Here is a 22,932-nt window from a genome sequence, read left to right on the forward strand (position 1 = left end):
CGGAATCAGTTTCCAGCTTTGGTTTAAAATTAACATAATTATCTGCTTATATCAATAAATTTTAATTAAGGCGATTTCCAAGAATGAATATATATGTTTGTAGTTCCGCCTTTAGGCGGTGTCACACCGCCTAAAGGCGGAACTACAAACTAAATTGTGATTTGCGCTAAAGCAGACGCATTTGTAGGCAGCAGAGAATTTAATGGTAACTTACTGAATTATAGTCATAAAAAATATATTAATATTTTTTTCTCAAAAATTTTTTAAAAAAATGCCCGTGTGTATAAGAAAATATTTTCTAAAGCATATTATTAAAACATGGGGGAGGTGATAACAAAAATTTTATGTCTGAGAGAGAGAATTGATGGCAGGGTTTTATTTTATTAAATGAAAATGTGACAGATTATGATCCGAAAAAGGAGAGAAACGTATGAAACTTTTTATGAATCAGTCCGGTTGGAAACGTATGACAGCGATGACAGGTGTATTGCTTGTCATGCTTATGGCAGGCAGTACTCATGCTCTTGGGGAGGCTCTTTTTATTGATAGCGGCCAGGCTCTTGGCAATAAGTATAGCCAGGATGTCGCATTGGGCGATCTCAACGGAAACGGCCACCTTGATGCCTTTGTTGCCAACAATGCGCCTAATAAGGTATGGCTGAATCTCGGTGACGGCACTTTTAAAGACAGCACCCGGGAATTCGGCAACGCAAATAGCCGTGCGGTTGCCCTGGGAGATTTGGACGGAGACGGGTCCCTTGACGCTTTTATCGCTAATAATGGAAAAAATAAGGTATGGCTCAACAATGGCCGGGGCAGTTTTGAAGACAGTTTGCAAACCCTTGGCAATTTCGATAGCAGGAATGTGGCTTTGGGAGATTTGGACGGAGACGGCGCTCTTGATGCTTTTGTGGCGAATTATGGTCAGGGAAATAAAGTGTGGCTGAATTTCGGAGGATACGGCGACTTTATTGACAGCGATCAGTCTCTTGGTAATTCAAATAGTCGTGACGTTGCTTTAGGGGATGTGGACGGAGATGGTGATTTGGATGCCTTTATTGCTAACTGGGGGCAGGCAAATAAAATATGGCTGAATGACGGCGATGGCAATTTTACAGACAGCGGCTATTCTCTTAGTAGTGCTTATAGCCAAGCAGTTGCATTGGGGGATGTGGACGATGACGGCGTTTTGGATGCTTTTGTCGGTAATGGTTATTATGGCAAGCCAAATAAAGTCTGGCTCAACAACGGACATGGCGGCTTTACGGACAGCATGTTGTCTCTTGGCAATTCGCAAACTACTGATATCGCGTTAGGGGATGTGGACGGAGATGGTGACTTTGATGCTTTTGTTGCCAATTATTACTATGGCGGGTCAAACAGAGTCTGGTTGAACAATGGTTACGGAACCTTTATGGATAGCGGACTCGCACTTGGTAGTACCAGCGGACGCAGCTATGGTGTTGCATTAGGAGATTTGGACGGAGATTCCGATCTGGATGCTTTTGTCGTTAATTACAGTGGTCAGGCGAACAAGGTATATCTGAACACATCAGGGCGTCCTGGCACACAGCCTCCTATCCCACCTGATCCTTCATGCAACGGTGATTCAGATGAAGACGGAATGGATGACTGCTGGGAAATCGAACATTTTGGCGGTCTTTCACACGATGGAAGCGAAGACACCGACAATGACGGCTATACCGACAAAGAGGAATACGGTATCCCATCTGACCCGAATGACCCGAATGATCCGGATAGCCAGCCTGATTGCATGAAAGGCGATGTCACCGGAGATGATGAGATCACCCCTCAGGATGCAGTAGAAGCGTTTCACCTTTCTCTTGAGGCTTCGTGGACAGATGATGAACTGTGCCGTGCGGACTTCAATGAGGATGGCGAAGTGACAGCGCAGGACGCGATAGAGATTTTCTGGGAATCATATTAAGAGCAAAGGAAGCTCAAACCTTATAATTAAGGAATACGGAGGACATGAAAATGAAAAAAACGTACACAATTGTTTTTGCGCTTATATTTCTGCTTTTCACAGGACCGGCATGGGCCTATGACATTTCTCCCGAGGACGTGTCAGGAAGCCCCGGAAGTTCTGTTGTTGTGCCGATTAAAATCAGTAATGTCGGCGGAGGGTTGGATGTGGATGCCTTTGGTTTCACACTTACCTTTGACAAAGATGTGCTGACCTTTGACGACGTTGACAAACTCGGAACACTGGCTCAGAGTTTCAGCCTTGTGGCAGGACAGGAAACAGAACCCGGCAAGGTGAAGGTGAACGGCGCATTGTTCGGAACCCCCGTGCATATTGACGCTGACGGTCTTTTCCTGAAAATGAAATTCAATGTAAAATCAGGCGCAAGCAAAAACTCAGCTTTGTCTCTCTCTGATTTCAAAGATGACATTGCAACTGCGACCACAGGCAGTGCCACAGGTACTCCCACATTGCCCGGAGCTTTTGAAATTTCTCCGGCTGATGTGCAGGGAAAAACAGGAGACACGGTCGTTGTTCCGGTGAATATCAGCAACATTGGCACTGGCCTGGATATAGATGCCTTTGGTTTCACATTCCAGTTTGACAAAGATGTGTTGGAATTTGTGGAAGCTGACAAAGCCGGAACCCTGGTACAAAATTTCAGTCTTGTTGAAGGACAGATCACAGAACCTGGCAAAGTGAAAGTGAACGGCGCAATGTTCGGAACACCCGTGCATATCGGTGCAAATGGTCTGTTTCTGAAAATGAAATTCACTGTAAAAAAAGATGCGATTTCAACTTTGACTCTTTTGGATTTTAAAGATGATATTCAAACTGCGGCAAGCAATGAGGCTATGTTTAAACCGACGGATACCTCCTGTATTCCCACCGATAGTGATACTGACTGTGACGGTATGCTGGATGCTTGGGAAATCGAACATTTTGGAACGCTTGACAGAACCGGAACAGACGATTATGACGGCGACGGATACACCGAGAAATGGGAGCATGATCACGCGACCGATCCCAAAGACCCCAATGATCCCCCGCCGCCCCCAGGCGGAATATTGGAACTACCTGATATGGAGGCAGAGGAGGGTAAGACAATTTCCGTCCCTCTGAAATTAAACAACAAGAATAACGAAGCCATTGAAGCTGTTGATGTAAAGGTCGAATTCAGCAATGCGGTTTTAGTTGCCACAGATGCAACACTGGCACGCGGCATACTGGACGGCAAAAATTATGGTATCACTTATCAGGTAGATGATGGAGGAAAGATTACTGTATCAATTTTCGCTAACGGAAATACGTTCACGGGCAGCGGAATTGTTGCATATCTCAATTTTTACATGGTTGGTGATGAAGCGACCATGACAAAACTGACATTCGCAAAAGCTCAGTTCAACGAAAAAAAAGTAGATGCAAAACTCGGTTCGGTTACAATCGGGAAACCTTTCTGCGGTTATAAAATTTCAGGAAACATTGCTTACTACAACACTGCTTCTCCTGTGTCCAACGTATTCATGGAACTTGACGGACAAGACTCTCTTTCCCTGTCCACAGAGGAAAACGGAACTTACGATTTTTCCTGTCTTGCAGAAGGACATTATACTGTCACAGCCTATAAAAACGACCAGTTCGGCGGTCTCAGCGGCATGGACGCCTCAAGAATCCTGAAACATGCGGCAGGAATGATGCCGCTTGATTGCTACCAGAAAATCGCAGCCGATGTGGACGGAGACGGCCAAATCACCGGACTGGACGCATCAAGAGTCGCAAGATACACAGCAGGCAAGATCAGCTATCTCAACGATGATGATAATCATTGGGTATTTGTGCCTGCCAGTTCGATCAGCAGTTGTGACGGGTGGCCCCCCATCGCTTACACCTCCGAAAGAACCTATTCTCCGCTGAATTCGGACAAAACAGACCAGGATTTCATCGCCATAAGACTCGGCGATGTGACAGGCAACTGGTCAGAAGAACCGGTCAGAACAAAGCGGCGGGCACGTTCCGTGTGCCAAGCTGAGGCAGTTCCGGGTTCCGTGCTGACGATTCCCGTTGTGCTGAATCAGGACACTGCCATCGAAGGCATTGACATAAAACTCACTTATGATGCGGATGTGCTTGATCTCACCGGTGCGGCACTGGCAGGCGGCATACTGGAATACGAAGGATACGCCCTGCTCACCGGCACGGAACACGGCGAGGTCACGCTCGTCATCTCCGCGGCTGACGGGACATTCACCGGCAGCGGAGAGACCGTGTTCCTCAGCTTTGACGTAACCGGGCAGTCCGGGAGCACATCGGCCGTGTCGCTTGAGAAATTCGAGTGCAACGAAAAAGCGGCATTCGGAGGCTTTCAGGTAAAGGAGAAGATTTGCCAGAAAATCAGTCTCAACATCGCTGATGGCGAATCAGACATTGTCGTAACCCATTAAAACAAACCTTTGCAGGGGCAATCTTGTGGTTGTCTCTGCAATCTTTTCGCTACAAGCGATTTCATATAAGTACCTGAGCAAAAGTTTTTCATACATTTTTTTTCTGAATGGCAAAGAAACCCGGCTTTTTCCTCCGCGGACGGCGGGTCATTCCGGAAAAAAAGCCGGGTTTCCTCCCCGGACAAATATCGAAAACTTATGGTTAGCTACTTAACGAAGAGGAGGATAAGAAAGGGATTCAATCCGCTTCTTATGAATCCCTTTCTTATATGAAATCCCTGTAGCGAAAGTTCTGATTATAACGGATTCGGGGGAGGCCCGCGAATATGACATCGGATTTAAGGATTTACCGGATATTCCGGGCCGGGACATCCGTCTCATCCTCCTGTCCGCTGTCATATTGCCCGATACCGCGGAAAAAACCCCGGGCCTCCCCAAAATCCGTTACAATCAGCGAAAGTTTTTGCAAAAATTCCGCGTTCGCCTCATTTTTGAACTCCTTTTGTCTCGAAAAGTCTTCGATCTGCTGATGCTTCAATGGGGAAATGCGTGTGCCCCGAATATTCTTTAATGGCTGCTTACCGCATTTTCAAAGACATCTTTAACCCAATTATCTAAATTTTTATCTGACTTTTCAATTGCAAGAACAATTTTTTTATGAAGATCAGGCGGCAGATTAATTGTAAAGCTTCCGCTAAACGGTTTGTCAGGCTCTTCTCCTCTTTCCGAGCAAAATTCAATATAATCCTCAACTGAATCAATAAAAGCCTCTTTTAATTCTTCGACCGATTTGCCTTGAAAAGTTATGACATCACGGATATTTATAACATCACCGTGAAAAATATCCGCTTCATCATCATACTCGACTTTTGCAATATATTCTTTATATTTCATAGTGTAATTCCTGCTTCTGTAAGGAAGCGACGCATGGAAACAACTGCTCCTTTATCGGTTTCTTTTCTCGGATGAGGGCGGTGAAATACGGCTCTGACATTGTTAAGAGCAATACGGATTCTTGATCCTCTGCCTTCGCTGATTTCAGCCCCCAGTGCAATGAGCATTTTTTCAATATCGTTCCACTCGATATTTGACTGAACCGGATTATCAAAAATTTTTTCCAATGTCCTTCTTTGTTTTTTATTCATTTAAATCCGTTATTGTCTGTTGCATTTGCAAATACTCATTTTCCGGTATTGTCACAGTTTTCATTTTTTTATCCCCGGTATTTTAATTTTGCCACAAAAGCCAGGATATCAATCCCCCCGGGGTGAAAGCGAAAGCACCTGTTCGGACTGAGTTCACACCGAAGCCTGGACGTACCTATGACGAAATAAAGAGCGAAGCCGTAACAATTTTCAACCCCGTCAGAATCCTGGATTCAATCACCTCTTCTCCTGCAAACTCGCCTGACAAAGCATATTCTTCTCCGTCAAGCGCAAAGACCTGCACAGAGCGGGTTTTCGGGTCAGCGATCCAATACTCCGGAACTTTTGCCTGTTCATACGCTATGAACTTGATCACCTGATCAGTGCGACGGCTTGAGGGAGACAAAACCTCAGCCACAAGATCGGGCGCACCTTCAAAGTATTTTGCACCGGAACCCGGCCATCTTTCCGACGTGATAAAAAGCACATCCGGCTGAACCGGACGACTTTTTTCTGAAAGATGGACTTCAAAAGGCGCTGTCAGCACATAACCAAGTTTGTTCCCAGCTACAAATTGTTCTATTTGAGAAACAATTTTAACCACAATAAACTGATGATCAATATCCGGTGCATTTGTCACATAAAGTACCCCCTCAATAATTTCGTAGCGACAGCCGTTATCCGGCAGGTTCAGGTAATCTTCATAAGACCATTCGCCCTGAGCGGGCCACGGGCTATCCGGTGTGAGCCGTGCTGTTGTCGCGTGGGCCATGATATTTTTCTCCGTTTCAGTTTTCAGATTATCCGGAGTGCCAAACTTGCAGTTTGGCAATATTTCCGATGCCCGGAAATCGGGGGCACTTGCCAAACTGTAAGTTTGGCACTCCGGAGCGATACGCATTCAGAATTAAATAATAGCATGACCGTTAAAATGTATCAATTACAAAAATTGGAAAATTTGTCTGAACCATAATTATTAATTTGCTGTTTTTTATCTGATGTGATTTCTTCCAAATACAACTTTAAACCGATGCTCGGATATATCATTGACAAACCTGACATCCACGCCAGTCTCTCTGCAAACTCTTATGATCCGGGGAATTCCGCTGCCTCTCCCTGAATAGCGAAATTTTCTGTCCTTCTCCAGCATGGAGAGAAGGGTCGGATTTCTTTCAACATGAACGCCGAATCTTATATTTTCTTCGGTCAGTGTGTTGGGAAGGGTTCCGGGACTGATAAGTTCAAGTCTCTCTGTGAAAAGATGAATGAATATCGGCGCGCTGATAAAATAATCCCTGTGTATGATGGCGTTGGACACGGCTTCCGCAAAAGCAGATTCAGGAATCTCCAATTCTCCGGGTGCGTTGAATTCATTATCTTTCTGAACTCTGTGAAGATTTCTCTTGATAAAAGATACTCCCTCGGTGAACTGCTCCGCAAGCTTTCCTCGGATTTCCTGTTTATCCCTGAAATATTCGACCGAGACATCTGAGCCATCAAAATACGTGGCCTTGATTGAAAAATAAGGAATCCGTTGTTCAGGATATTTTCCAAAAACAAGAAGTCCGGCAAGCGTGAGGTTCCTTTCTCCTGCAAGCTTCAAATTCTTCAGGAGTTTTTCAACATTAACACCTGATATGGCCACCTCTTCCTCATAATAATTTTTATAATATCTTTCAAAATAATCATAATCAAAATCAGCCATAGAAGCATCTGTCTCAAGTTCGTCAGCAAAAATATTACGGAAAGACTGCATCAGTCTGAACAGTTCTTCTCTTGTTGCCCTGCGTTTGTCTGCCCCGTTTTTAACCCAGAACTCTGCCTTGTTCACGGCATATGGTTTGTACAACCCCCTTGGGGTGTAAATAATTAATATTCTTTTCCCCTCACACAAAAGAATTTCTGTACGGACAAAAAGCGGCGGATCAATTTTTGATGATGTCGCGTTGGATATCCACTGATTCAATTTTCTGATTTCCTCTGTGTCCAAGCCTGCTAAGTCACCCTTGTCCGAAACCCCTGCAATTAATATCCCGCCCTCACTGTTGGCAAATGCGCTTATTTCAACAGCAAGAAGATCAATGCTTTTTATCTTTTCTTTGAACTGATGAGAGGAATCTTCACCTTTGCTAATTATTTCAATAAGTTCATTGCAATTCATAAAAAATACTCCTTATTCAGTCTGATAATTGAATAAAGGCCAAAAAGCCATTTTTTATGATATACATTTTTTTTATTTTTTGCGACAATTTTTTGATAACTGTCCGTCTGCAAATAATGAGAGGGGATAAAAAAAATTTTGTGTTTCAATATTCTCTGAATTTGTGATAGGGAGTTTGAACCACGGATTGAAACAGATGAAAAGGATGACACTGATTCGTTTTCATCTGTGTAATCTGCAAAGGCAAAACTATAGGGAAGTCAGATAAGAGGGAGATGGGTTTGTCTTTTTTTCCTTTTCTTATCTGACTTCCTTGTACTATCTTCAAGGGCAAAACTATAGAGAAGTCAGATAAGAAGGAGATGGGTTTGTCTTTTTTTCCTTTTCTTATCTGACTTCCTTGTACTATCTTCAAGGGCAAAACTATAGAGAAGTCAGATAAGAAGGAGATGGGTTTGTCTTTTTTTCCTTTTCTTATCTGACTTCCTTGTACTTCTTACAAACATAACCAAAAAACGAGGGGAATAGTATGTTTAAACACAATTTTAAAATTTTAGCAGTATTTCTGACCAGTTTGTTTATGGCGGTGAGTGTTTCTGTTTTGTCTGCATACGCATGTGAGATCAATGCGGTTCAGGGGGGAAAACTGAGAATTCCTGTTGCTCTGGAGCAAAGCACTCAGATTGAATCTGTTGATATCAAAGTTAAATTTAATCAAAATGTGCTTCTGGCCACAGGCACGGAGCTGACAGGTGGCATCTTGGAAGGCAAAGGCTATCAGAACACGGACAATATGAATACCGAGGGAGAAATCACGATTGTCATTTCCGCATGGGAGAATGTTGTTACAGGCAGCGGAGAGGTGGTATTTATCAATTTTGATGTGGTCGGAAAATGCTTTGACGCGTCCATGATTTCATTTGAAACATTCAAATCATCCTCAGCCGGAGGATTTTATGTGAATGACACCTTTTGTCAGCGCATTAAAGTTTCTGTGATCTGTGATGTAAATGATGACGGCGAGGCAGGGCATGAAGAAGCGATTCATGCGTTGTTGTGCCTTTCCGGAGCCATCCAATGTGATCCGGATGGCGCATATCTGGATGACGTGATTTGCGCCTTGGCCATGGCTTCGGGAAAGAGGAATCTCTACTTTGAGATAAACGATGACGGCAAAATCGGTATAGAAGAAGTGATTTACGCATTGCGCTGTGTTTCCGGAGCAATCACAAGCGATATAAGCATAGGATTGGAACATGCGATTTACGCGTTGCAGGTTGTTTCAGGAAAATCCGAATGAGTCATCTCTTTGGAATAATAAGATATTCAGAAGCGGAGATATGTTATGTCTGATTATTGGAAAAAACAGGTCTTCAGCCACTATGATCTTTTAAACCGTCTCGTCCGGAAACGCTTTCCCGACACAAACACCGCGGATGAGGCGTTCATTTATCTAATAGACATTATCGGAAATAAGCGGCCGGACATCCGGAGTGCCAAACTTGCAGTTTGGCGCTATTCATCATCCGGAGTGCCGAACTTGCAGTTTGGCGATGATGATGTTGTTCCGGGATTCCTCCGGCGGAGACACACCTTGCCAAACTGCAAGTTCGGCACTCCGGATGTCCGCTTTCGGGCGCTGATGCTTATTTCCAATAAAGTCTATTTTGAAAGAGGGATTCCCTGATACGGCAGATGTTGAATGAAAGCAGGACAGGAGAATCATGGGGTTCAAATAAATACCTGATCAAAAATTTTCGACCTGTAAAGATAGCTGTAGGGTGGGTGGAGCGAAGCGGAACCCACCGAAATTCGGTAAATGGTGGGTTCCGCTTCGCTCCACCCACCCTACAAAGATTGTAACCGCTTATCACCTGGGGCATTATTTATTATCAAAACCAAAACCGACCACCGTGACGTCGTCCTGCCTCTCATTCTCCCCCTTGTAAACATTGAAGGCCCGGAGCAATGCGTTCCGCTGTTCGTCAAAAGGTTTTCTGCTGTTTTCGTTCAGCAGTTCTCTGAATCGCCGGGACCCGAACCGACGCTCCTCATTTTCGCCAAGCTGATCTGTAAACCCGTCGGTAAACATATAAAAACACATGCCCTTTTCAATCATGATGGTATGGTTGCTAAAATTGAAATTCAGATCAGATCGTTTGTAACCGATACTCTGACGGTCTCCTTTTATGGTTGTCACCTTATGATTATGAATACAGATCAGCGGCAGCCTCGCGCCCGCGAAAGTCATCAGGCAATCACCCGTTGTCAGCAGGCAGTTGTCAGTTGTCAGTTTTTCAGATGTCAGTTTTTTGTTTTCTGATGACTGAATACTGACAATGGCCGCGTCCAGGCCATCGTCGGAAAGGGCATATTCCGTGTCCTGATGAAGCGATGTCTTGACGAAGAAATTCAGTCGTTTCAGGATTTCCCCGGGATCGCTGCATCCTTCATCTCTTATAATCCTCCTCAGACCGGACGATGCGATCATGGTCATAAACGCGCCAGGAACGCCATGTCCGGTGCAGTCAATCACAGCGACAACAAAACCGCCCTCAAAAGAGTCTGTAAACAAAATATCTCCGCTCACGATATCCCTGGGCATCCAGATAAAAAAGCTGTCAGGGAGATAAATTTTCAGTTTTTCCGGGCTGGGCAGCAGGGACGCCTGTATCATTTTTGCATACCGGATACTCTCCATGATCTTTCTGTTCACTGCTTCCGCAGCTTCACGCGCTCTTTCTGCTTTTTCTTTTTCCTTTCGTTCTGTAATATCCAACATTGAGCCTTCATAGTAAAGCACGCTGCCGTCACTGTCCCGGGCTGTCCGGGCAGTGACAGACACCCAGATCATGCTGCGGTCCCTGCGACGGTATTGCGTTTCAAATCCGATGATCTGATCTGTCTTACAGAGAATTCCGCTGAAAGGCTCGTCATTGCCCCCCGGACGGATATGGCATTCTGTCACAAGGCCGAATTCAGACAAAATCACTTCATCCGGAGAATTGTAACCCATGATCCTGGCCTGGGCCGGATTCGCACTGATAAAAAGCCCGTCAGGCGTGGTCTGGAAGATGCCCTCGACAGCGTTCTCAAAAATGCTGCGGTATTTTTCCTCTGCTTTTTTCAATGAGGCCTGTTTTACTTGTAACTGGATAATCTTCTCACGAACCGAATTCCGCATATATTCAAAACTTCTTGCAAGACTTCCCAGTTCATCATTTTGGCGGATATCAATTTCCTGATTCAGATTTCCCTGTGCGAGACGGTCCGAACTCTCTTTCAGGCGATGCAAGGGGATGACAATGGACCGGCGGATCAGAAAAAAGACCGGAACAATAAGCGCCAGTGTCACAAAAAAGGTCAGGAACCCGAGCAGTGTGGACCGGGATATCTGCCTTGCCGAGGCCTCTGCCGCGTGTTTCTGTTTTCTCTGGACAGAAACGAGCATCTTTACCAGCGCATCTCTTGTCTGGCTGCCGTAATGGTCCAGTGCGTGTTTCATCCTGATAAAATCCGTTTCAATATTTTTAATCTCAAGCGCGCTTTCCTCAATCAGTTGTTTAAGGTCAGAACGGATCCCCCTGGCCAGTTTCGGAAACATAACAATCGTATTCTGAGCAGCGATATCCTCATCATCCGTGGCGGCCATGTTAATCAGACTGTCCAGATTTTCCGTTATAAATGCCACATTTCTGTCAATGATCTCCATGCGCTCCTCGGTTATCCTGCCCTCGTTTCTGTAAGTCAGTGCCCGCATTGAGGTGATCATCAGTTCGGAATGCGCCCGCATCATCTGATTTATTGTCGTAAATTTGTCATTCTGAAGAAGTTCCAGATCCGTGGCCTCGCTTTGCCCTGTCCTTACAAAATGGAAAATTTTTGCCAAATCATCTGCTATCCGATGGCTGTACATGTCAAGCACGTCGTTTATCTGAATAAGCTCCGGTTCGTCAGGATGATTCTCTGTCAGTTCTGCAAGATCAGAGTGAATGCGTTTTGCGAGTTTGGGAAACATATAACAAAAATGCTCTGCCACTTCCTTTTCAGCTTTGGTATAAGGCGTGTCAACAATATCAACAAGATTGTCCAGATTGTTCATTACAAATTTCACACTTTCCCGGATAACCTCGGCCCGTCTGCTGTTTACTTTTCCGTTCCTTTTGTCAATAATGGCGTTCTTTGCGGACAAAATCATATCTGAGTGCAACCGCATCAGCTTGTTTATCAGATCAATTTGCTGAATTCGCAAGGTCGCGTCGTATGTGGCTTCTTCCCGTTCTCTTTGCACAGCAGCAAACAGTTTTGCCAAATCATTCTCGATCTGCTCCCCCTCTGAATAAAGTCTGGCATCTGTTCTGATAAAATTTGTTTTGATCTCCTGCAATTTGGCAGTACTCTCCCTGATCAGCTTTACCAGATCGGTTTTTATGCCCTCCGACAGCTTGGGAAACACATCCCGGATAGTGCTGACCAGCTGCTTTTCTTCCCCGGTATCTGCTATTTCTTCCAGCTTCTTGAAATTATTCTCAAAAAATTTTACATTTGCGTTTATTGATCTCATTCTTTCCGTGTCTATATCGCCCTCGCTTTTGGCAATAATGGCGTCTGTCGCGGATGACATCAGGTTCAGGTGGGCCGCGTTTAATTTTTTGATCAGTTCCAACTGTTCATTCCGCACAGATGCCTGTGCCGAGGCGTATTGAATCGCTCTGTTGGTGAGATAGGCATTACTTGCAGGAATGGCCAGCGCCATAAAGATCATGACGCCGATCAGAGACATTTTTCTTCCGATTGTCCATTTCATGATCATAGTCTTCCAAATCCTATTTTTTTAGTTTCAGGAGATCGAACATATTATGAAAACTTGTGATCTGCCAAGTCTGGCTAAAGAAAACTTGTTACTGAACGACGATGACTCTGTTATCAGATTAAAAAGAATTTTACAACCATTGTAGATTTTATTATGGGCATGGGATACATGAGGCAGAGCATATCCTGACTAACCTTCTGATTTATAAAGTAATATACTAAAAATAAACGACGGGATGACGCTATGTCATTCAATAGAAAGCGATTATTGTCTTTCTTGTATTCTTTATTGCGATATCTGTCAACTTCTGGTATATAAAGCTAAAAATCATCACATTTAATGCTCATGTTTTTACCTGAGTCTGTAAAGAACAAATTTTCAAACAGTTAAAAATTCCTGATTATAACAAAGTTATAATCAGAAAATCTGCATTCTTTGATATTGACTCGTATGATACCGGCATGATATTTTAATAGTTAAAAAAAGAAAGGAAACCGTTTTTTATGATCGGATGGCATCGCCTGTTCGGACTGAGTCTGACCGATTATTTCACGGGCACGGACTACACGGTGGAACTGGAGAAGGATCTTTCTCTGAAGCAGCAGCTTCTGGATGTTGTGATTATTGAAAAAAAGGCAGGGAAGCCGCCGGATGAGCTTCCTGACGGTCTTAAAAATCTGGCGTCACATAACCTTCTGACCTACAAATCACATCAGGAGTCTCTGAACAGTTGGGCCCTTGACGAACTCACAGGACATTATGTCAACTACCGGAAGCAGATCAGTCCGTCCCTGAATGAACTGTTGCCGGTCAGGGACTTCCGGCTGTATGCTGTCACCACGATGTATCCGAGAAATCTGGCAGATCAGGTGCCTTTCAGATTTCTCAGCCAAGGGGTGTATGAAGTCAGATGGGGTTCCCGCAAGGTGAGGATCATCGTACTCAGCCGGATTCCGAAAGTGGAGAGAAACTCGCTGTGGTTGCTGTTCAGCGGGACAGCCGGAAAAATACGGTATGCCGCGGCACATTACCGCGAGCGTCTGCATGAGATGAGTACGCTGATAAATCAGCTATTTGTAAAATATAACATAGAAGGAGTGGCCGTCATGCCTTACACAATGGAAGATTACAGAAGGGACTATTTGCTGGAACATATGCACAAACTGCCCCCGGAGGAGCGTCTGAAAGGGCTGTCCAATAAAGATTTGCTCAAATTTTTGAAAGAGCGTCTGACGCTGGAGGAAATTGAGGCTTATCTGAAGGAGCTGAGGCAGCGGAGACAAGTCTGATAGTCAGACACAAGGAAGGGAAGATTTTTATGATCGGATGTTGATAAATAAGGTCTTTATAAAGTATAACTTGGAAGGATTGGCCGTTATGCCTTACACAATGGAAGATTACAGAAGGGACTATTTGCTGGAACATATGCACAAACTGCCCCCGGAGGAGCGTCTGAAAGGGCTGTCCTCCGAGGATTTGCTGAAAAGGCTTTCCAAGAATGACTTGCTGAAAGGGCTTTCCAAGAATGACTTGCTGAAATCTGTGAAAGAGCGTCTGACGCCTGAGGAAATTGAAGCTTGTCTGAAAGAGCTGAGGCAGCAGAAATAAATCTGGCAGTCAGACATAAAAAGAAAACTGTTCTTATATGTTCAGATGGCGGAGCAGAAGGCTTTCAAATTTTTTAGGGAAAGGGAACTTGAAATAAACAATATACCCGATACAAAAAATCTGATTATAACGGATTCAGGGGAGGCCGGCCAATGCTGCAAATATGGGTGTGTCCCGCCTTTCACACATCCGAAAAAATCAGCCACAAAGGCACAAAGACACAAAGGAGGCACAAAGAGACTTCGTGAGACTTCGCGCCTTCGTGCCTTCGTGGCAAAAAAACGGATGTGTCCCGCCTTTTATCCAAAAAAATCAGCCACAAAGACACAAAGGAAGCACAAAGAGACTTTGTGAGACTTTGTGAGACTTTGCGCCTTCGTGCCTTCGTGGCAAAAAAACGGATGCGTCCCGCCTTTTACACATAAAACCTGTTCCTGTGTAAAAGCCGGGGCACACCCGCAAATATGCCGCCCTTACAGGGCCTGGTCGGCCCTCCCCTAAATCCGTTATAATCAGCAAAAAATGTAGGGTGGGTGGAGCGAAGCGGAACCCACCACACATTTCCGGGTATTTTATTTTTGGGGAAATCCCTAAGCGTAACTATGCCTTACACTGTTGAAGACTATCAGAGAGATTCTGTTTTGGTGAAGCGGCATAAGCTGAGATTGAAAAAAGTCTTGGCACTGTAAGGAAGTATTATGAATACACAGGCGTATGAAAAAAAAATCCAAAATTACGAGGTTTGTTCAGAAAAACAGACAGGTTGCCTAACGCAATGTTCCGGGAATGAGAAAAACTGTATCAGGACACAGAGAGACAGTGTAAAACACGATATTCCGAACATTCTCCTTGTAAACCCATGGATACACGATTTCGCGGCTTATGATTTCTGGGCAAAGCCCATGGGAATTTTAACGCTCGCAGCAGTTCTCAGAGAACACGGGGTTTGCGTTACTTATATGGATTGTCTTGACCGGTTTCATCCCAGGGCCCATGACAGCAATCCTTATGCCAGAGGCGGACGGGGACCTTATCTTAAAACCCGGATTCCGAAACCTGACGGGCTTGAGGATGTCTCGCGAAATTTTTCCAGATATGGTATCAGAGAGGAATGGTTCAGGGAGGACCTTTTAAATATACCAAAGCCGAATCTCATTCTTGTGACCTCACTGATGACCTACTGGTATCCCGGGGTCCGGGAAACCATAAGAATTATCAGAGAGGTTTTTCCTGACATACCAATTATTCTCGGGGGAATATATGCCACACTTTGCCGCGATCATGCGGTCAGGCATTCAGGCGCGGATGAAGTCGTCACCGGAGCGGCTGAGGAGGATATTCTCAGGCTCGTGGAAGCTTATACAGGTTTTTCAGTAAATCTCAAATTTGATCCTGAGAATCTTGATGCCTATCCTTATCCGGCACTTGATTTACAGCGAAAAATCGGGTATGTTCCCATACTCACTTCAAGGGGATGTCCCTTCTCCTGTGCATACTGCGCCTCGCATTTTCTGAATCCTAAGAGAATGCGGCGTGATCCGTTGCAGGTGGTGGAGGAAATCATTTACTGGCACAAAAAATATGCGGTGAGCGATTTTGTGTTTTATGATGACGCGCTGTTAGTGAATGCGGAAGAACACGCGATTCCCATGTTTGAAAACATCATAAAATCGGATTTGAATATTCGGTTTCACACACCCAATGCGGTTCATATTCGCAACATTTCAAAACAAACCGCGGAGTTAATGTTTCAGGCGGGATTTGAAACATTGCGCCTGGGGCTTGAAACAACAGCGTTTGAGGAGAGAAACAAGTGGGACAGAAAAGTGACAGAAGAAGAATTCATTCAGGCAATTTCCTGTCTGAAACAAGCCGGGTTTACGCAAAATCAGATGGGAGCATATCTGCTTGCGGGGCTTCCGTATCAGTCCCCGGGTTCTGTTGAGGCATCTGTCAGAATTGTCAGACAAAGCGGTGTGACCCCGATAATCGCACATTATACACCCATTCCTCATACAGCATTGTGGCAACAGGCTGTTGCTTCTTCCCGCTATGATATCGAATCCGACCCCGTATTTACCAATAATGCAATATTTCCCTGTTCTCATGAAAAGTTCTCATGGGAAAGGCTTTCGTATTTGAAAAATCTGATTGCAAAAGCGTAGCAGGCTGGGCAAAAAAATCGTCCGGAATAACTGAGACATGTAGGGTGGGTTGCGCTTCGCTCCACCCACCCTACATTCCTGCATTCCGGAATGACTATGAGGGTTGATCTCAGGCTACCAATTCATACACCTTTTCAAGGGCTTCATTTAATTTCTCAGGCTTTGTTCCGCCTGCCTGTGCCATATCGGGCCGCCCGCCGCCGCCGCCGCCAACGACCGAGGCCACCTGTTTTACAATATTTCCCGCATGAAATTTTTTCGTAAGGTCCTTTGTCACCACGGCAATGAGAAGTACTTTATTCCCTGCGACGCTGCCTAGGACAACAACCCCCGAACTGATCTTATCTTTGAATTTGTCCGCCAAATCCCTCAGTGCGCCCGGATTGTCAACAGACACTTTCTTCGCGACAACCTTTACACTGTTTATGGTTTTAATATCATCTTCAAACTGATCCGCGGATGCAGATGCCATTTTTGCTTTGAGTTTCTCCACTTCTTTCTCAAGGGCCTTGTGAGCCGCCAGGGTTTTTTCAATCCGCTGCACAAGTATTTCCGGCTTTTCTTTAAGAAGATTGGCTGCCTCCTGGACAATACCCGAAGTCTTCTGGGTATGCGCCAGGGCAGCGTCACCGGTCAGGGCCTCAATTCTTCTCACTCCGGAAGCCACGCTGGATTCTCCCACGATCTTAAACAGACCGATATTCCCTGTGTTTTTTGTATGGGTTCCGCCGCACAGTTCCTTGCTGAAATCGGCCAGGGAAATCACCCGGACCCGATCACCGTATTTTTCCTCAAACAGCGCTGTGGCCCCTGATTTGAACGCCTCTTCTGCTCCCATTTCTTCTTTATGAACCGGCACGTTTTTCCGTATATGTTCATTGACAAGGGTTTCGATTTTGTTCAGCGATTCCGTATCCACCAGGGAAAAATGCGTAAAGTCAAAGCGGAGCCTGTCCGCGGCAACGAGCGACCCCGCCTGTTTTACATGATCTCCCAAAACTTCGCGCAGGGCAGAATGGAGGATATGAGTGGCCGTGTGATTACAGGCAATCGCGTCACGAGATACACTGTCAACAGTAAGTGTCACAGTGTCTTCCTTCTTAACACTGCCGGAAACGACTTTTCCCTTGTGGATAATCAGCCCCGTGGGGTCCTTTATGGTCTCTGAGACCGTCATTTCAAAATTTTCCGCGGTAATCTTCCCGGTATCTCCGGCCTGTCCTCCGGCTTCGCCATAAAAAGGCGTTTTTTCCGTGACCAGGGCAATCGCATTTCCGGCAGAAGCTTCCTGAACCTCTTTGTCGTCTGCCACCAGAACAAGCACTTTTGAATCACACGATATCCTGTCATACCCCACGAATTCAGGTTTTATTCCCCGGGCCGAAAGGTTTTTGTAAGCATCACTGGTCTTGGAAAATGTTGCCACGGACCTGGACATCTCACGCTGCTTATTCATGTTCTCGTCAAACCCGTTCATATCAAGGGTCATTTTTTCATCCCGGACCACGTCCCGAACAATATCCACCGGAAATCCGTAAGTGTCATACAACTTGAATATGACATCGCCCGGGACTTCTGTCTGGCCTTTTGCCTTCACATCCGAAAGGGTATCGTTTAAGAGTCTGAGACCGGTATCCAGGGTTTCTGAAAAACGGTTTTCCTCATTTCTGATCACATTGGTGATAAATGCCTCTGCTTCTGACAGATCAGGATACGCGGATTTCATGATATCAAAGACAACGCCTGCGGTCTCAGACAGAAACGGCTTTGTCAGGCCGATGTTGCGGCCGTAGCGGATCGCCCTTCGCATGATACGGCGCAGCACATATCCCCGGCCTTCGTTAGACGGAAGCACACCATCCCCGATAAGAAACGCGGCCGACCGGCTGTGGTCCGCGATGACTTTCATGGCAATGTCGAGGTCTGAGGATTCTCCCAATTTTTTTTCAGAAAGATTCTCGACTTTATGAATGATCGGCATCATCAGATCCGTGTCATAATTTGTGGGCGCATTCTGAATAATCGAGACAATGCGCTCAAGCCCCATTCCGGTGTCAATGCTGGGTTTGGGAAGCGGCTCCATTTTTCCTGAAGCATCCCGGTTGTACTGCATGAAAACCAGATTCCATATCTCAAGATATCGGTCGCATTCACATCCGATTTTGCAGTCGGGCCTGCCGCATCCGAATTTTTCGCCCCGGTCAATATGTATCTCGGAACACGGCCCGCATGGCCCCGTGTCTCCCATGGACCAGAAATTATCTTTTTCTCCGAAACGCACAATCCGATCTTCGGGAATACCGGTAACTTTGCGCCAGAGATCATATGCCTCGTCATCATCAAGATAGATGGATACCCAGAGTTTCTCCACTGGCAGAGCATATCCGTTTGTCAGCAGGTCCCAGGCAAATTCAATGGCTTTTTCTTTGAAGTAATCTCCAAAGGAAAAATTGCCCAGCATCTCGAAAAAGGTATGATGTCTGGCCGTATAACCCACATTTTCCAAATCATTATGTTTTCCTCCGGCTCTTACACATTTCTGAGAAGTTGCGGCCCTGACATAGTTTCTCTTTTCCTCTCCTAAAAAGGTGCGTTTGAACTGAACCATTCCCGCATTGGTAAACAGCAGCGTGGGATCATCCTGGGGAACAAGGGATGAGCTTCTTACAATCTGATGGTCATATTTTTTAAAATATTTAAGGAATTTTTTGCGTATCTCGTTGCCTGTCATTGATTACTCCGTTTGGTGTTCGGTGTTCGGTGTTCAGCCAATACCAAACACCAAACACTTATTTTTTATGCTTCGGTTTCATCATCTGATGAATTGTCAAAATCCGTTTTTTGTTCTGTTGCTGACAGCGGTTTTTGTTCCGCTTTTTCTTCTGTCTTGGAGATATCCATTGTCTCTCTGACTTTGAGAAGGATGGCATCGTAAGTTTCAGGATGTTCCTGGAGGTACTTCTTTATATTTTCACGTCCCTGGCCGATGCGTTCCTTTTCATACGAGTACCAGGAACCGCTTTTGTCAATCACTCCCATTTCAACACCCATGTCGAGAAGGTCGCCAGTTTTTGATATTCCTTCACCATAGGTAATATCGAATTCAGCTTCCTTAAAAGGCGGTGCCATCTTATTTTTAACCACTCGAACCTTTGTCCGGTTTCCGACAATTTCCTGCCCGTCTTTGATGGCGCCTTTTCCTCGGATCTCAAGCCTGACAGAAGAATAGAACTTGAGGGCATTTCCGCCGGTCGTGGTTTCGGGAGAGCCGAACACAATGCCGATCTTCATACGAATCTGGTTAATAAAGATCATGGCGGTCATGGTTTTGCCGATGGTTCCGGTCAGCTTTCTTAATGCCTGGGACATGAGTCTGGCCTGAAGGCCCATGTGCGCGTCTCCCATCTCCCCTTCGATTTCCGCCCTGGGAACGAGGGCCGCGACCGAATCTACCACCAACACATCTATGGCACCGCTTCTTACCAGCATTTCCGCTATTTCAAGGGCCTGCTCTCCGGTATCCGGCTGGGAGATGAGCAGCTCATCGCAGTTCACCCCCAGTCTTTTAGCATATACTGTGTCCAGCGCGTGTTCGGCATCAATAAAAGCGGCTATGCCGCCTTGCTGCTGGGCCTGGGCAACCGCATGTAACGCGAGGGTTGTCTTGCCGGATGCCTCAGGTCCGAAAATTTCCGTCACTCTCCCTCTGGGAATTCCGCCGATGCCCAGGGCCTTGTCAAGCGCAAGAGAGCCTGTGGGTATTATGGAAACTTCGACAATGGGTTTGCTTCCCAGTTTCATAATGGATCCCTTGCCGAATTGTCGTTCAATTTGCATCATGGCGGTTTCCACCGCCTTGTTTTTGTCCGATGAAACGCTCATTCCATCCTCCTGCGTGATTTAGTAATTTTTAATTTGTAATTTGTGGTTTGTGATTTGGCCATGTCCTCTATTGAACAATGACTCGTATATCACCAAATACCTACGGACTTGTCATAAAATCTGCGCTCATGAGTTTTGTGTAAACAGCTCCTGTGGGTTTCAGTTCGCTTTTAAACAGAATAACTTTATCTGCAAAAAATGTTTCCGACTCAGAATTCCCGATTTCATTTATTGCGTCAAGAAGTTTTTGGGGATCCATGTTTCCCTTTGCCCGGGCAAGGGTGAGATGTCCTTTAAAGGGCCGCTTTTCTTTGGGAAAACCGATTCCTTCCAAATTTCCTTCAAGGTTCTTTTGCAATTCAATGAGCGGATGAATATCACCTTTAAGCCCCGTCCATATGACCCGGGCGCGTTTAATGCCCGGAAACACGCCGATTCCTTTTGCGGCAAGAGATAAAGGCGTACATTCTTTTACGGCGTGAGTCATGGCATTCCCCACTTTTTCTATATCAGCTTTGTTAATATCACCTAAAAATTTAAGGGTCAGATGAATATTTTCAGGACGAACCCATCTCATTTTAAATCCGAAAGTTTTAAGGCGCTTCTGAACATCGCTGATATGAGCGGTGATGTCGGAGGGAAGCTCAATTGCTATGAATGTTCGTATGGTGTCAGGCATCTTAGCTGTTCCTTAAAAAAAAAGTTTTAATATGCTGAATTTATTGTTAATTGCTGTTTTAGCTGTTGCTGATTCTGACGGATTTTGTTGTTTCGTTATGCTTCCGAAAGTACAAGGAAAGAGGATAAGAAAAGGAAAAAAACACCTTCCCTTTCCTGTAGTTTCCGCAGTGTCAGCGGCACGCGCTGTCATTCGAGCCTGCCCCTGTCTGTGTTCAACTGATACCCGCTTATGCTGAAGCATGATTGGATCAATCTTTCGATTCTTGAAATATAATCATTCATATTCAAAACTTATCTCTTTAAGCGATGTTAATTTCTTTTCCAGCCGCTTCAGTGTTTCAATATCTCCTTCCCATTCCAAAAGTTCCGAGGACATGGTTGTCAGTTTATCTCCGCAATAGCCGCAACAGCCGTCTGACATTTCTGACAGTTGTTTTCTGATCCTTGATATTCCGTCCTCATCCTTACAGGTCGTATTCCAACGGGGACGGATATCGCCGTATTTATCTTTCAGATTCTCATAGAACCTTATTTTTCTGTTCCTCGACGTTTTTATATCATTATCCAGGCAGTCAGGGGGAGATAGGCGTTCTATTTTTTTCATTTCACAAGACTCTTTAAAGAATCAAGAGACCGACGCCGGGGATCATCCGCTGCCAGACTCGGGAGAATCTTTTGATACAACTCTTCAATCTCCTGCTTCAGATTCTGCTCTTTGTTGATATGGTCTTTTACCATCACGCTGAAATCTTTCAGCATCTCAGTCAGACCCGGGATTCCCTCCTCCGGTTCTGCCTGAACAGCATCAAAATCCACATGAAAAGCCTGGGAGAACACATCAGCCAGATACCATTCCCTCGGATTCCCCAATTTTTCTGCGGTAACATTATTCCCCTGTCTTTTTAATTCATACGCCTCTCCCTGCTCTGTTGCGGAAACAATGGCCGGAGAATGCGTGGCAATGTAAAAAGTCGTTTTTGGAAAAAACGTTTTTAAAAGCGGAATAATTCTGTATTGCCATTTTAGGTGAAGATGTGAATCAATTTCATCAATAAAGACAAGCCCTTCGACATTGCTTAAATCGGCTGAAGGATCAATAAGACCTGTCCATCCGCCGTAACCAGCTATAATCTCTTGAAATATTTTAATAATGGCAACATAACCGGTTGCAAGTTTGTCTATCGGAATTTTATTAAAAAGTAATTCTCCCTCGTTAAACAAAATATCAACATTTGTTTGGCCGTTCTTTTTCACAACCAAATTTTGTAAGGCAGGCTCCAGTTCCTGTATCAGTATCAAAAGATTCACAATCTCAGACATTTTGTTCTGATGCTGGAGAACGAAATTCGGATTTATAATAAGTCTTGAACTGAACCAGTCCGCAATTTCTGTTTCTCCGACTGATTTGCCGGACATATAATTAAAACTTCTGTAAAAGGCTTCTAAAAAACGGTCGTATGAATTGCCCAGAATTCTGACATGCTCTCTGTCAATGTTGTTTGTGTAGCCCCTGTTTTTTGCGCCGATGAAGACAATTGGCTTGTCAATAACAAAACTTGTATTTTTAATATATTCAAAAATGGCAAATCTGAATTTATCTTTGTCTCTGTCTTTTATTTTATTTTCATTCAGAGAAATATTCAGGGGCAAATCTAATTTAAAATCTTTTATTTTATCAATAATATAGGTTTCAAAAAAAAATGCTGCGTATTTCAGATGACCTTTTTTTTCATTAAACATTGAATGACAATAAATCAGCGTCCTTGCCAGGTTCTCAAGCAGATTTGTCTTGCCAGCTCCGTTTTCTCCGATAAAGCAGTACGTTCTCTTATTTTTATCAAGGCAAATGTCAAAATTCAAACCTGCGTCTGTCTGTTCTGCTTTGAAGCTGTAAATCATGCTTATATCCTCCTGTAAAATTTGGCCAGTGTTCCAAAACCGGATACAAACGCTGTAACACATTGAATCAATATCAGCAGATCGAAAAGTTTCCGGGCTGTGTGCGGAACAGCGGAAAAACCCAGCTTTTTTTCCCGGACGAAGTGTCTC

Annotated in this window: 17 protein-coding genes; 7 read left to right on the forward strand and 10 right to left on the reverse strand. The window is 44.8% G+C overall.

The features are described 5' to 3' along the window. Positions 1 to 430 precede the first annotated feature (430 nt). Both dnm_RS07495 and dnm_RS07500 read left to right on the forward strand, forming a co-directional pair. Positions 431 to 1,948 (forward strand): FG-GAP-like repeat-containing protein, encoded by a 1,518-nt coding sequence (locus dnm_RS07495; RefSeq protein WP_207682055.1) that lies wholly within the window; start codon positions 431 to 433, stop codon positions 1,946 to 1,948. Positions 1,949 to 1,998: 50 nt separating this feature from the next. Continuing rightward, entirely contained in the window at positions 1,999 to 4,428 is a 2,430-nt protein-coding gene (locus dnm_RS07500) for a cohesin domain-containing protein (protein ID WP_207682056.1), read from the forward strand. 567 nt (positions 4,429 to 4,995) lie between these two features. Here the strand turns inward: dnm_RS07500 and dnm_RS07505 are convergent. The 4 genes from dnm_RS07505 to dnm_RS07520 form a co-directional block, all read right to left on the reverse strand. Continuing rightward, on the reverse strand, positions 4,996 to 5,322 hold the full coding sequence (locus tag dnm_RS07505) for a type II toxin-antitoxin system HicB family antitoxin (protein WP_207682057.1): 327 nt from the start codon (positions 5,320 to 5,322) through the stop codon (positions 4,996 to 4,998). Next, complete coding sequence (locus tag dnm_RS07510) at positions 5,319 to 5,573, reverse strand: type II toxin-antitoxin system HicA family toxin (RefSeq protein WP_207682058.1); 255 nt, start codon at positions 5,571 to 5,573, stop codon at positions 5,319 to 5,321. Before dnm_RS07510 ends, dnm_RS07505 begins: the two co-directional genes overlap by 4 nt. 175 nt (positions 5,574 to 5,748) lie before the next feature. After that, complete coding sequence (locus tag dnm_RS07515) at positions 5,749 to 6,405, reverse strand: Uma2 family endonuclease (RefSeq protein WP_207682059.1); 657 nt, start codon at positions 6,403 to 6,405, stop codon at positions 5,749 to 5,751. 159 nt (positions 6,406 to 6,564) lie between these two features. Further along, positions 6,565 to 7,734 (reverse strand): RNA/DNA-binding domain-containing protein, encoded by a 1,170-nt coding sequence (locus dnm_RS07520; protein ID WP_207682061.1) that lies wholly within the window; start codon positions 7,732 to 7,734, stop codon positions 6,565 to 6,567. 529 nt (positions 7,735 to 8,263) lie between these two features. Here dnm_RS07520 and dnm_RS07525 point away from each other — a divergent pair. Both dnm_RS07525 and dnm_RS07530 read left to right on the forward strand, forming a co-directional pair. Beyond that, entirely contained in the window at positions 8,264 to 9,034 is a 771-nt protein-coding gene (locus dnm_RS07525; protein WP_207682062.1) for a hypothetical protein, read from the forward strand. A 45-nt stretch (positions 9,035 to 9,079) separates the two neighbouring features. Then, the gene (locus dnm_RS07530; RefSeq protein WP_207682063.1) at positions 9,080 to 9,421 is read left to right on the forward strand and encodes a hypothetical protein; all 342 of its coding nucleotides are present in this window, start codon (positions 9,080 to 9,082) and stop codon (positions 9,419 to 9,421) included. A 195-nt stretch (positions 9,422 to 9,616) separates the two neighbouring features. On the opposite strand, the gene dnm_RS07535 is transcribed toward dnm_RS07530, so the two are convergent. Further along, positions 9,617 to 12,541 carry a SpoIIE family protein phosphatase gene (locus dnm_RS07535; protein ID WP_207682064.1) on the reverse strand — a complete coding sequence of 975 codons (2,925 nt, stop codon included), beginning with the start codon at positions 12,539 to 12,541 and terminating at the stop codon, positions 9,617 to 9,619. A gap of 509 nt (positions 12,542 to 13,050) precedes the next feature. On the opposite strand from dnm_RS07535, the gene dnm_RS07540 reads away from it, so the two are divergent. The 3 genes from dnm_RS07540 (at position 13,051) to dnm_RS07550 (ending at position 16,320) form a co-directional block, all read left to right on the forward strand. Next, positions 13,051 to 13,836 (forward strand): hypothetical protein, encoded by a 786-nt coding sequence (locus dnm_RS07540; protein WP_207682065.1) that lies wholly within the window; start codon positions 13,051 to 13,053, stop codon positions 13,834 to 13,836. Positions 13,837 to 13,924: 88 nt separating this feature from the next. Continuing rightward, positions 13,925 to 14,155 carry a hypothetical protein gene (locus tag dnm_RS07545; RefSeq protein ID WP_207682066.1) on the forward strand — a complete coding sequence of 77 codons (231 nt, stop codon included), beginning with the start codon at positions 13,925 to 13,927 and terminating at the stop codon, positions 14,153 to 14,155. Between the two features lie 698 nt (positions 14,156 to 14,853). Beyond that, complete coding sequence (locus tag dnm_RS07550) at positions 14,854 to 16,320, forward strand: B12-binding domain-containing radical SAM protein (RefSeq protein WP_207682067.1); 1,467 nt, start codon at positions 14,854 to 14,856, stop codon at positions 16,318 to 16,320. A gap of 109 nt (positions 16,321 to 16,429) precedes the next feature. On the opposite strand, the gene alaS is transcribed toward dnm_RS07550, so the two are convergent. The 5 genes from alaS to dnm_RS07575 all read right to left on the reverse strand — a co-directional run bounded on the left by alaS (position 16,430) and on the right by dnm_RS07575 (position 22,782). Beyond that, positions 16,430 to 19,051 carry an alanine--tRNA ligase gene (gene alaS, locus dnm_RS07555; RefSeq protein ID WP_207682068.1) on the reverse strand — a complete coding sequence of 874 codons (2,622 nt, stop codon included), beginning with the start codon at positions 19,049 to 19,051 and terminating at the stop codon, positions 16,430 to 16,432. Positions 19,052 to 19,116: 65 nt separating this feature from the next. Next, positions 19,117 to 20,202, reverse strand: coding sequence for a recombinase RecA (recA, locus tag dnm_RS07560; RefSeq protein ID WP_207682069.1), 1,086 nt, complete (start codon positions 20,200 to 20,202; stop codon positions 19,117 to 19,119). Positions 20,203 to 20,302: 100 nt separating this feature from the next. After that, the gene (gene thpR / locus dnm_RS07565; RefSeq protein WP_207682070.1) at positions 20,303 to 20,881 is read right to left on the reverse strand and encodes an RNA 2',3'-cyclic phosphodiesterase; all 579 of its coding nucleotides are present in this window, start codon (positions 20,879 to 20,881) and stop codon (positions 20,303 to 20,305) included. A 276-nt stretch (positions 20,882 to 21,157) separates the two neighbouring features. After that, positions 21,158 to 21,487, reverse strand: coding sequence for a hypothetical protein (locus dnm_RS07570; RefSeq protein WP_207682071.1), 330 nt, complete (start codon positions 21,485 to 21,487; stop codon positions 21,158 to 21,160). After that, the gene (locus dnm_RS07575; protein WP_207682072.1) at positions 21,484 to 22,782 is read right to left on the reverse strand and encodes an AAA family ATPase; all 1,299 of its coding nucleotides are present in this window, start codon (positions 22,780 to 22,782) and stop codon (positions 21,484 to 21,486) included. Before dnm_RS07575 ends, dnm_RS07570 begins: the two co-directional genes overlap by 4 nt. Positions 22,783 to 22,932: the final 150 nt, after the last annotated feature.

Origin of the sequence: Desulfonema magnum (genome assembly GCF_017377395.1) — a bacterium.
In the GTDB taxonomy this organism is placed as follows: Bacteria; Desulfobacterota; Desulfobacteria; order Desulfobacterales; family 4be13; genus Desulfonema_C; species Desulfonema_C magnum.

What these genes read in the sequence shown, in the direction of transcription:
- dnm_RS07500 (WP_207682056.1), top strand. Translation starts at nt 1,999, where the DNA reads ATGAAAAAAACGTACACAATTGTTTTTGCGCTTATATTTCTGCTTTTC.
- dnm_RS07510 (WP_207682058.1), bottom strand. Translation starts at nt 5,573, where the DNA reads ATGAATAAAAAACAAAGAAGGACATTGGAAAAAATTTTTGATAATCCG.
- dnm_RS07545 (WP_207682066.1), top strand. Translation starts at nt 13,925, where the DNA reads ATGCCTTACACAATGGAAGATTACAGAAGGGACTATTTGCTGGAACAT.
- alaS (WP_207682068.1), bottom strand. Translation starts at nt 19,051, where the DNA reads ATGACAGGCAACGAGATACGCAAAAAATTCCTTAAATATTTTAAAAAA.
- dnm_RS07495 (WP_207682055.1), top strand. Translation starts at nt 431, where the DNA reads ATGAAACTTTTTATGAATCAGTCCGGTTGGAAACGTATGACAGCGATG.
- dnm_RS07550 (WP_207682067.1), top strand. Translation starts at nt 14,854, where the DNA reads ATGAATACACAGGCGTATGAAAAAAAAATCCAAAATTACGAGGTTTGT.
- dnm_RS07520 (WP_207682061.1), bottom strand. Translation starts at nt 7,734, where the DNA reads ATGAATTGCAATGAACTTATTGAAATAATTAGCAAAGGTGAAGATTCC.
- dnm_RS07525 (WP_207682062.1), top strand. Translation starts at nt 8,264, where the DNA reads ATGTTTAAACACAATTTTAAAATTTTAGCAGTATTTCTGACCAGTTTG.
- dnm_RS07575 (WP_207682072.1), bottom strand. Translation starts at nt 22,782, where the DNA reads ATGATTTACAGCTTCAAAGCAGAACAGACAGACGCAGGTTTGAATTTT.
- dnm_RS07535 (WP_207682064.1), bottom strand. Translation starts at nt 12,541, where the DNA reads ATGAAATGGACAATCGGAAGAAAAATGTCTCTGATCGGCGTCATGATC.
- dnm_RS07530 (WP_207682063.1), top strand. Translation starts at nt 9,080, where the DNA reads ATGTCTGATTATTGGAAAAAACAGGTCTTCAGCCACTATGATCTTTTA.
- dnm_RS07540 (WP_207682065.1), top strand. Translation starts at nt 13,051, where the DNA reads ATGATCGGATGGCATCGCCTGTTCGGACTGAGTCTGACCGATTATTTC.
- dnm_RS07570 (WP_207682071.1), bottom strand. Translation starts at nt 21,487, where the DNA reads ATGAAAAAAATAGAACGCCTATCTCCCCCTGACTGCCTGGATAATGAT.
- dnm_RS07505 (WP_207682057.1), bottom strand. Translation starts at nt 5,322, where the DNA reads ATGAAATATAAAGAATATATTGCAAAAGTCGAGTATGATGATGAAGCG.
- thpR (WP_207682070.1), bottom strand. Translation starts at nt 20,881, where the DNA reads ATGCCTGACACCATACGAACATTCATAGCAATTGAGCTTCCCTCCGAC.
- recA (WP_207682069.1), bottom strand. Translation starts at nt 20,202, where the DNA reads ATGAGCGTTTCATCGGACAAAAACAAGGCGGTGGAAACCGCCATGATG.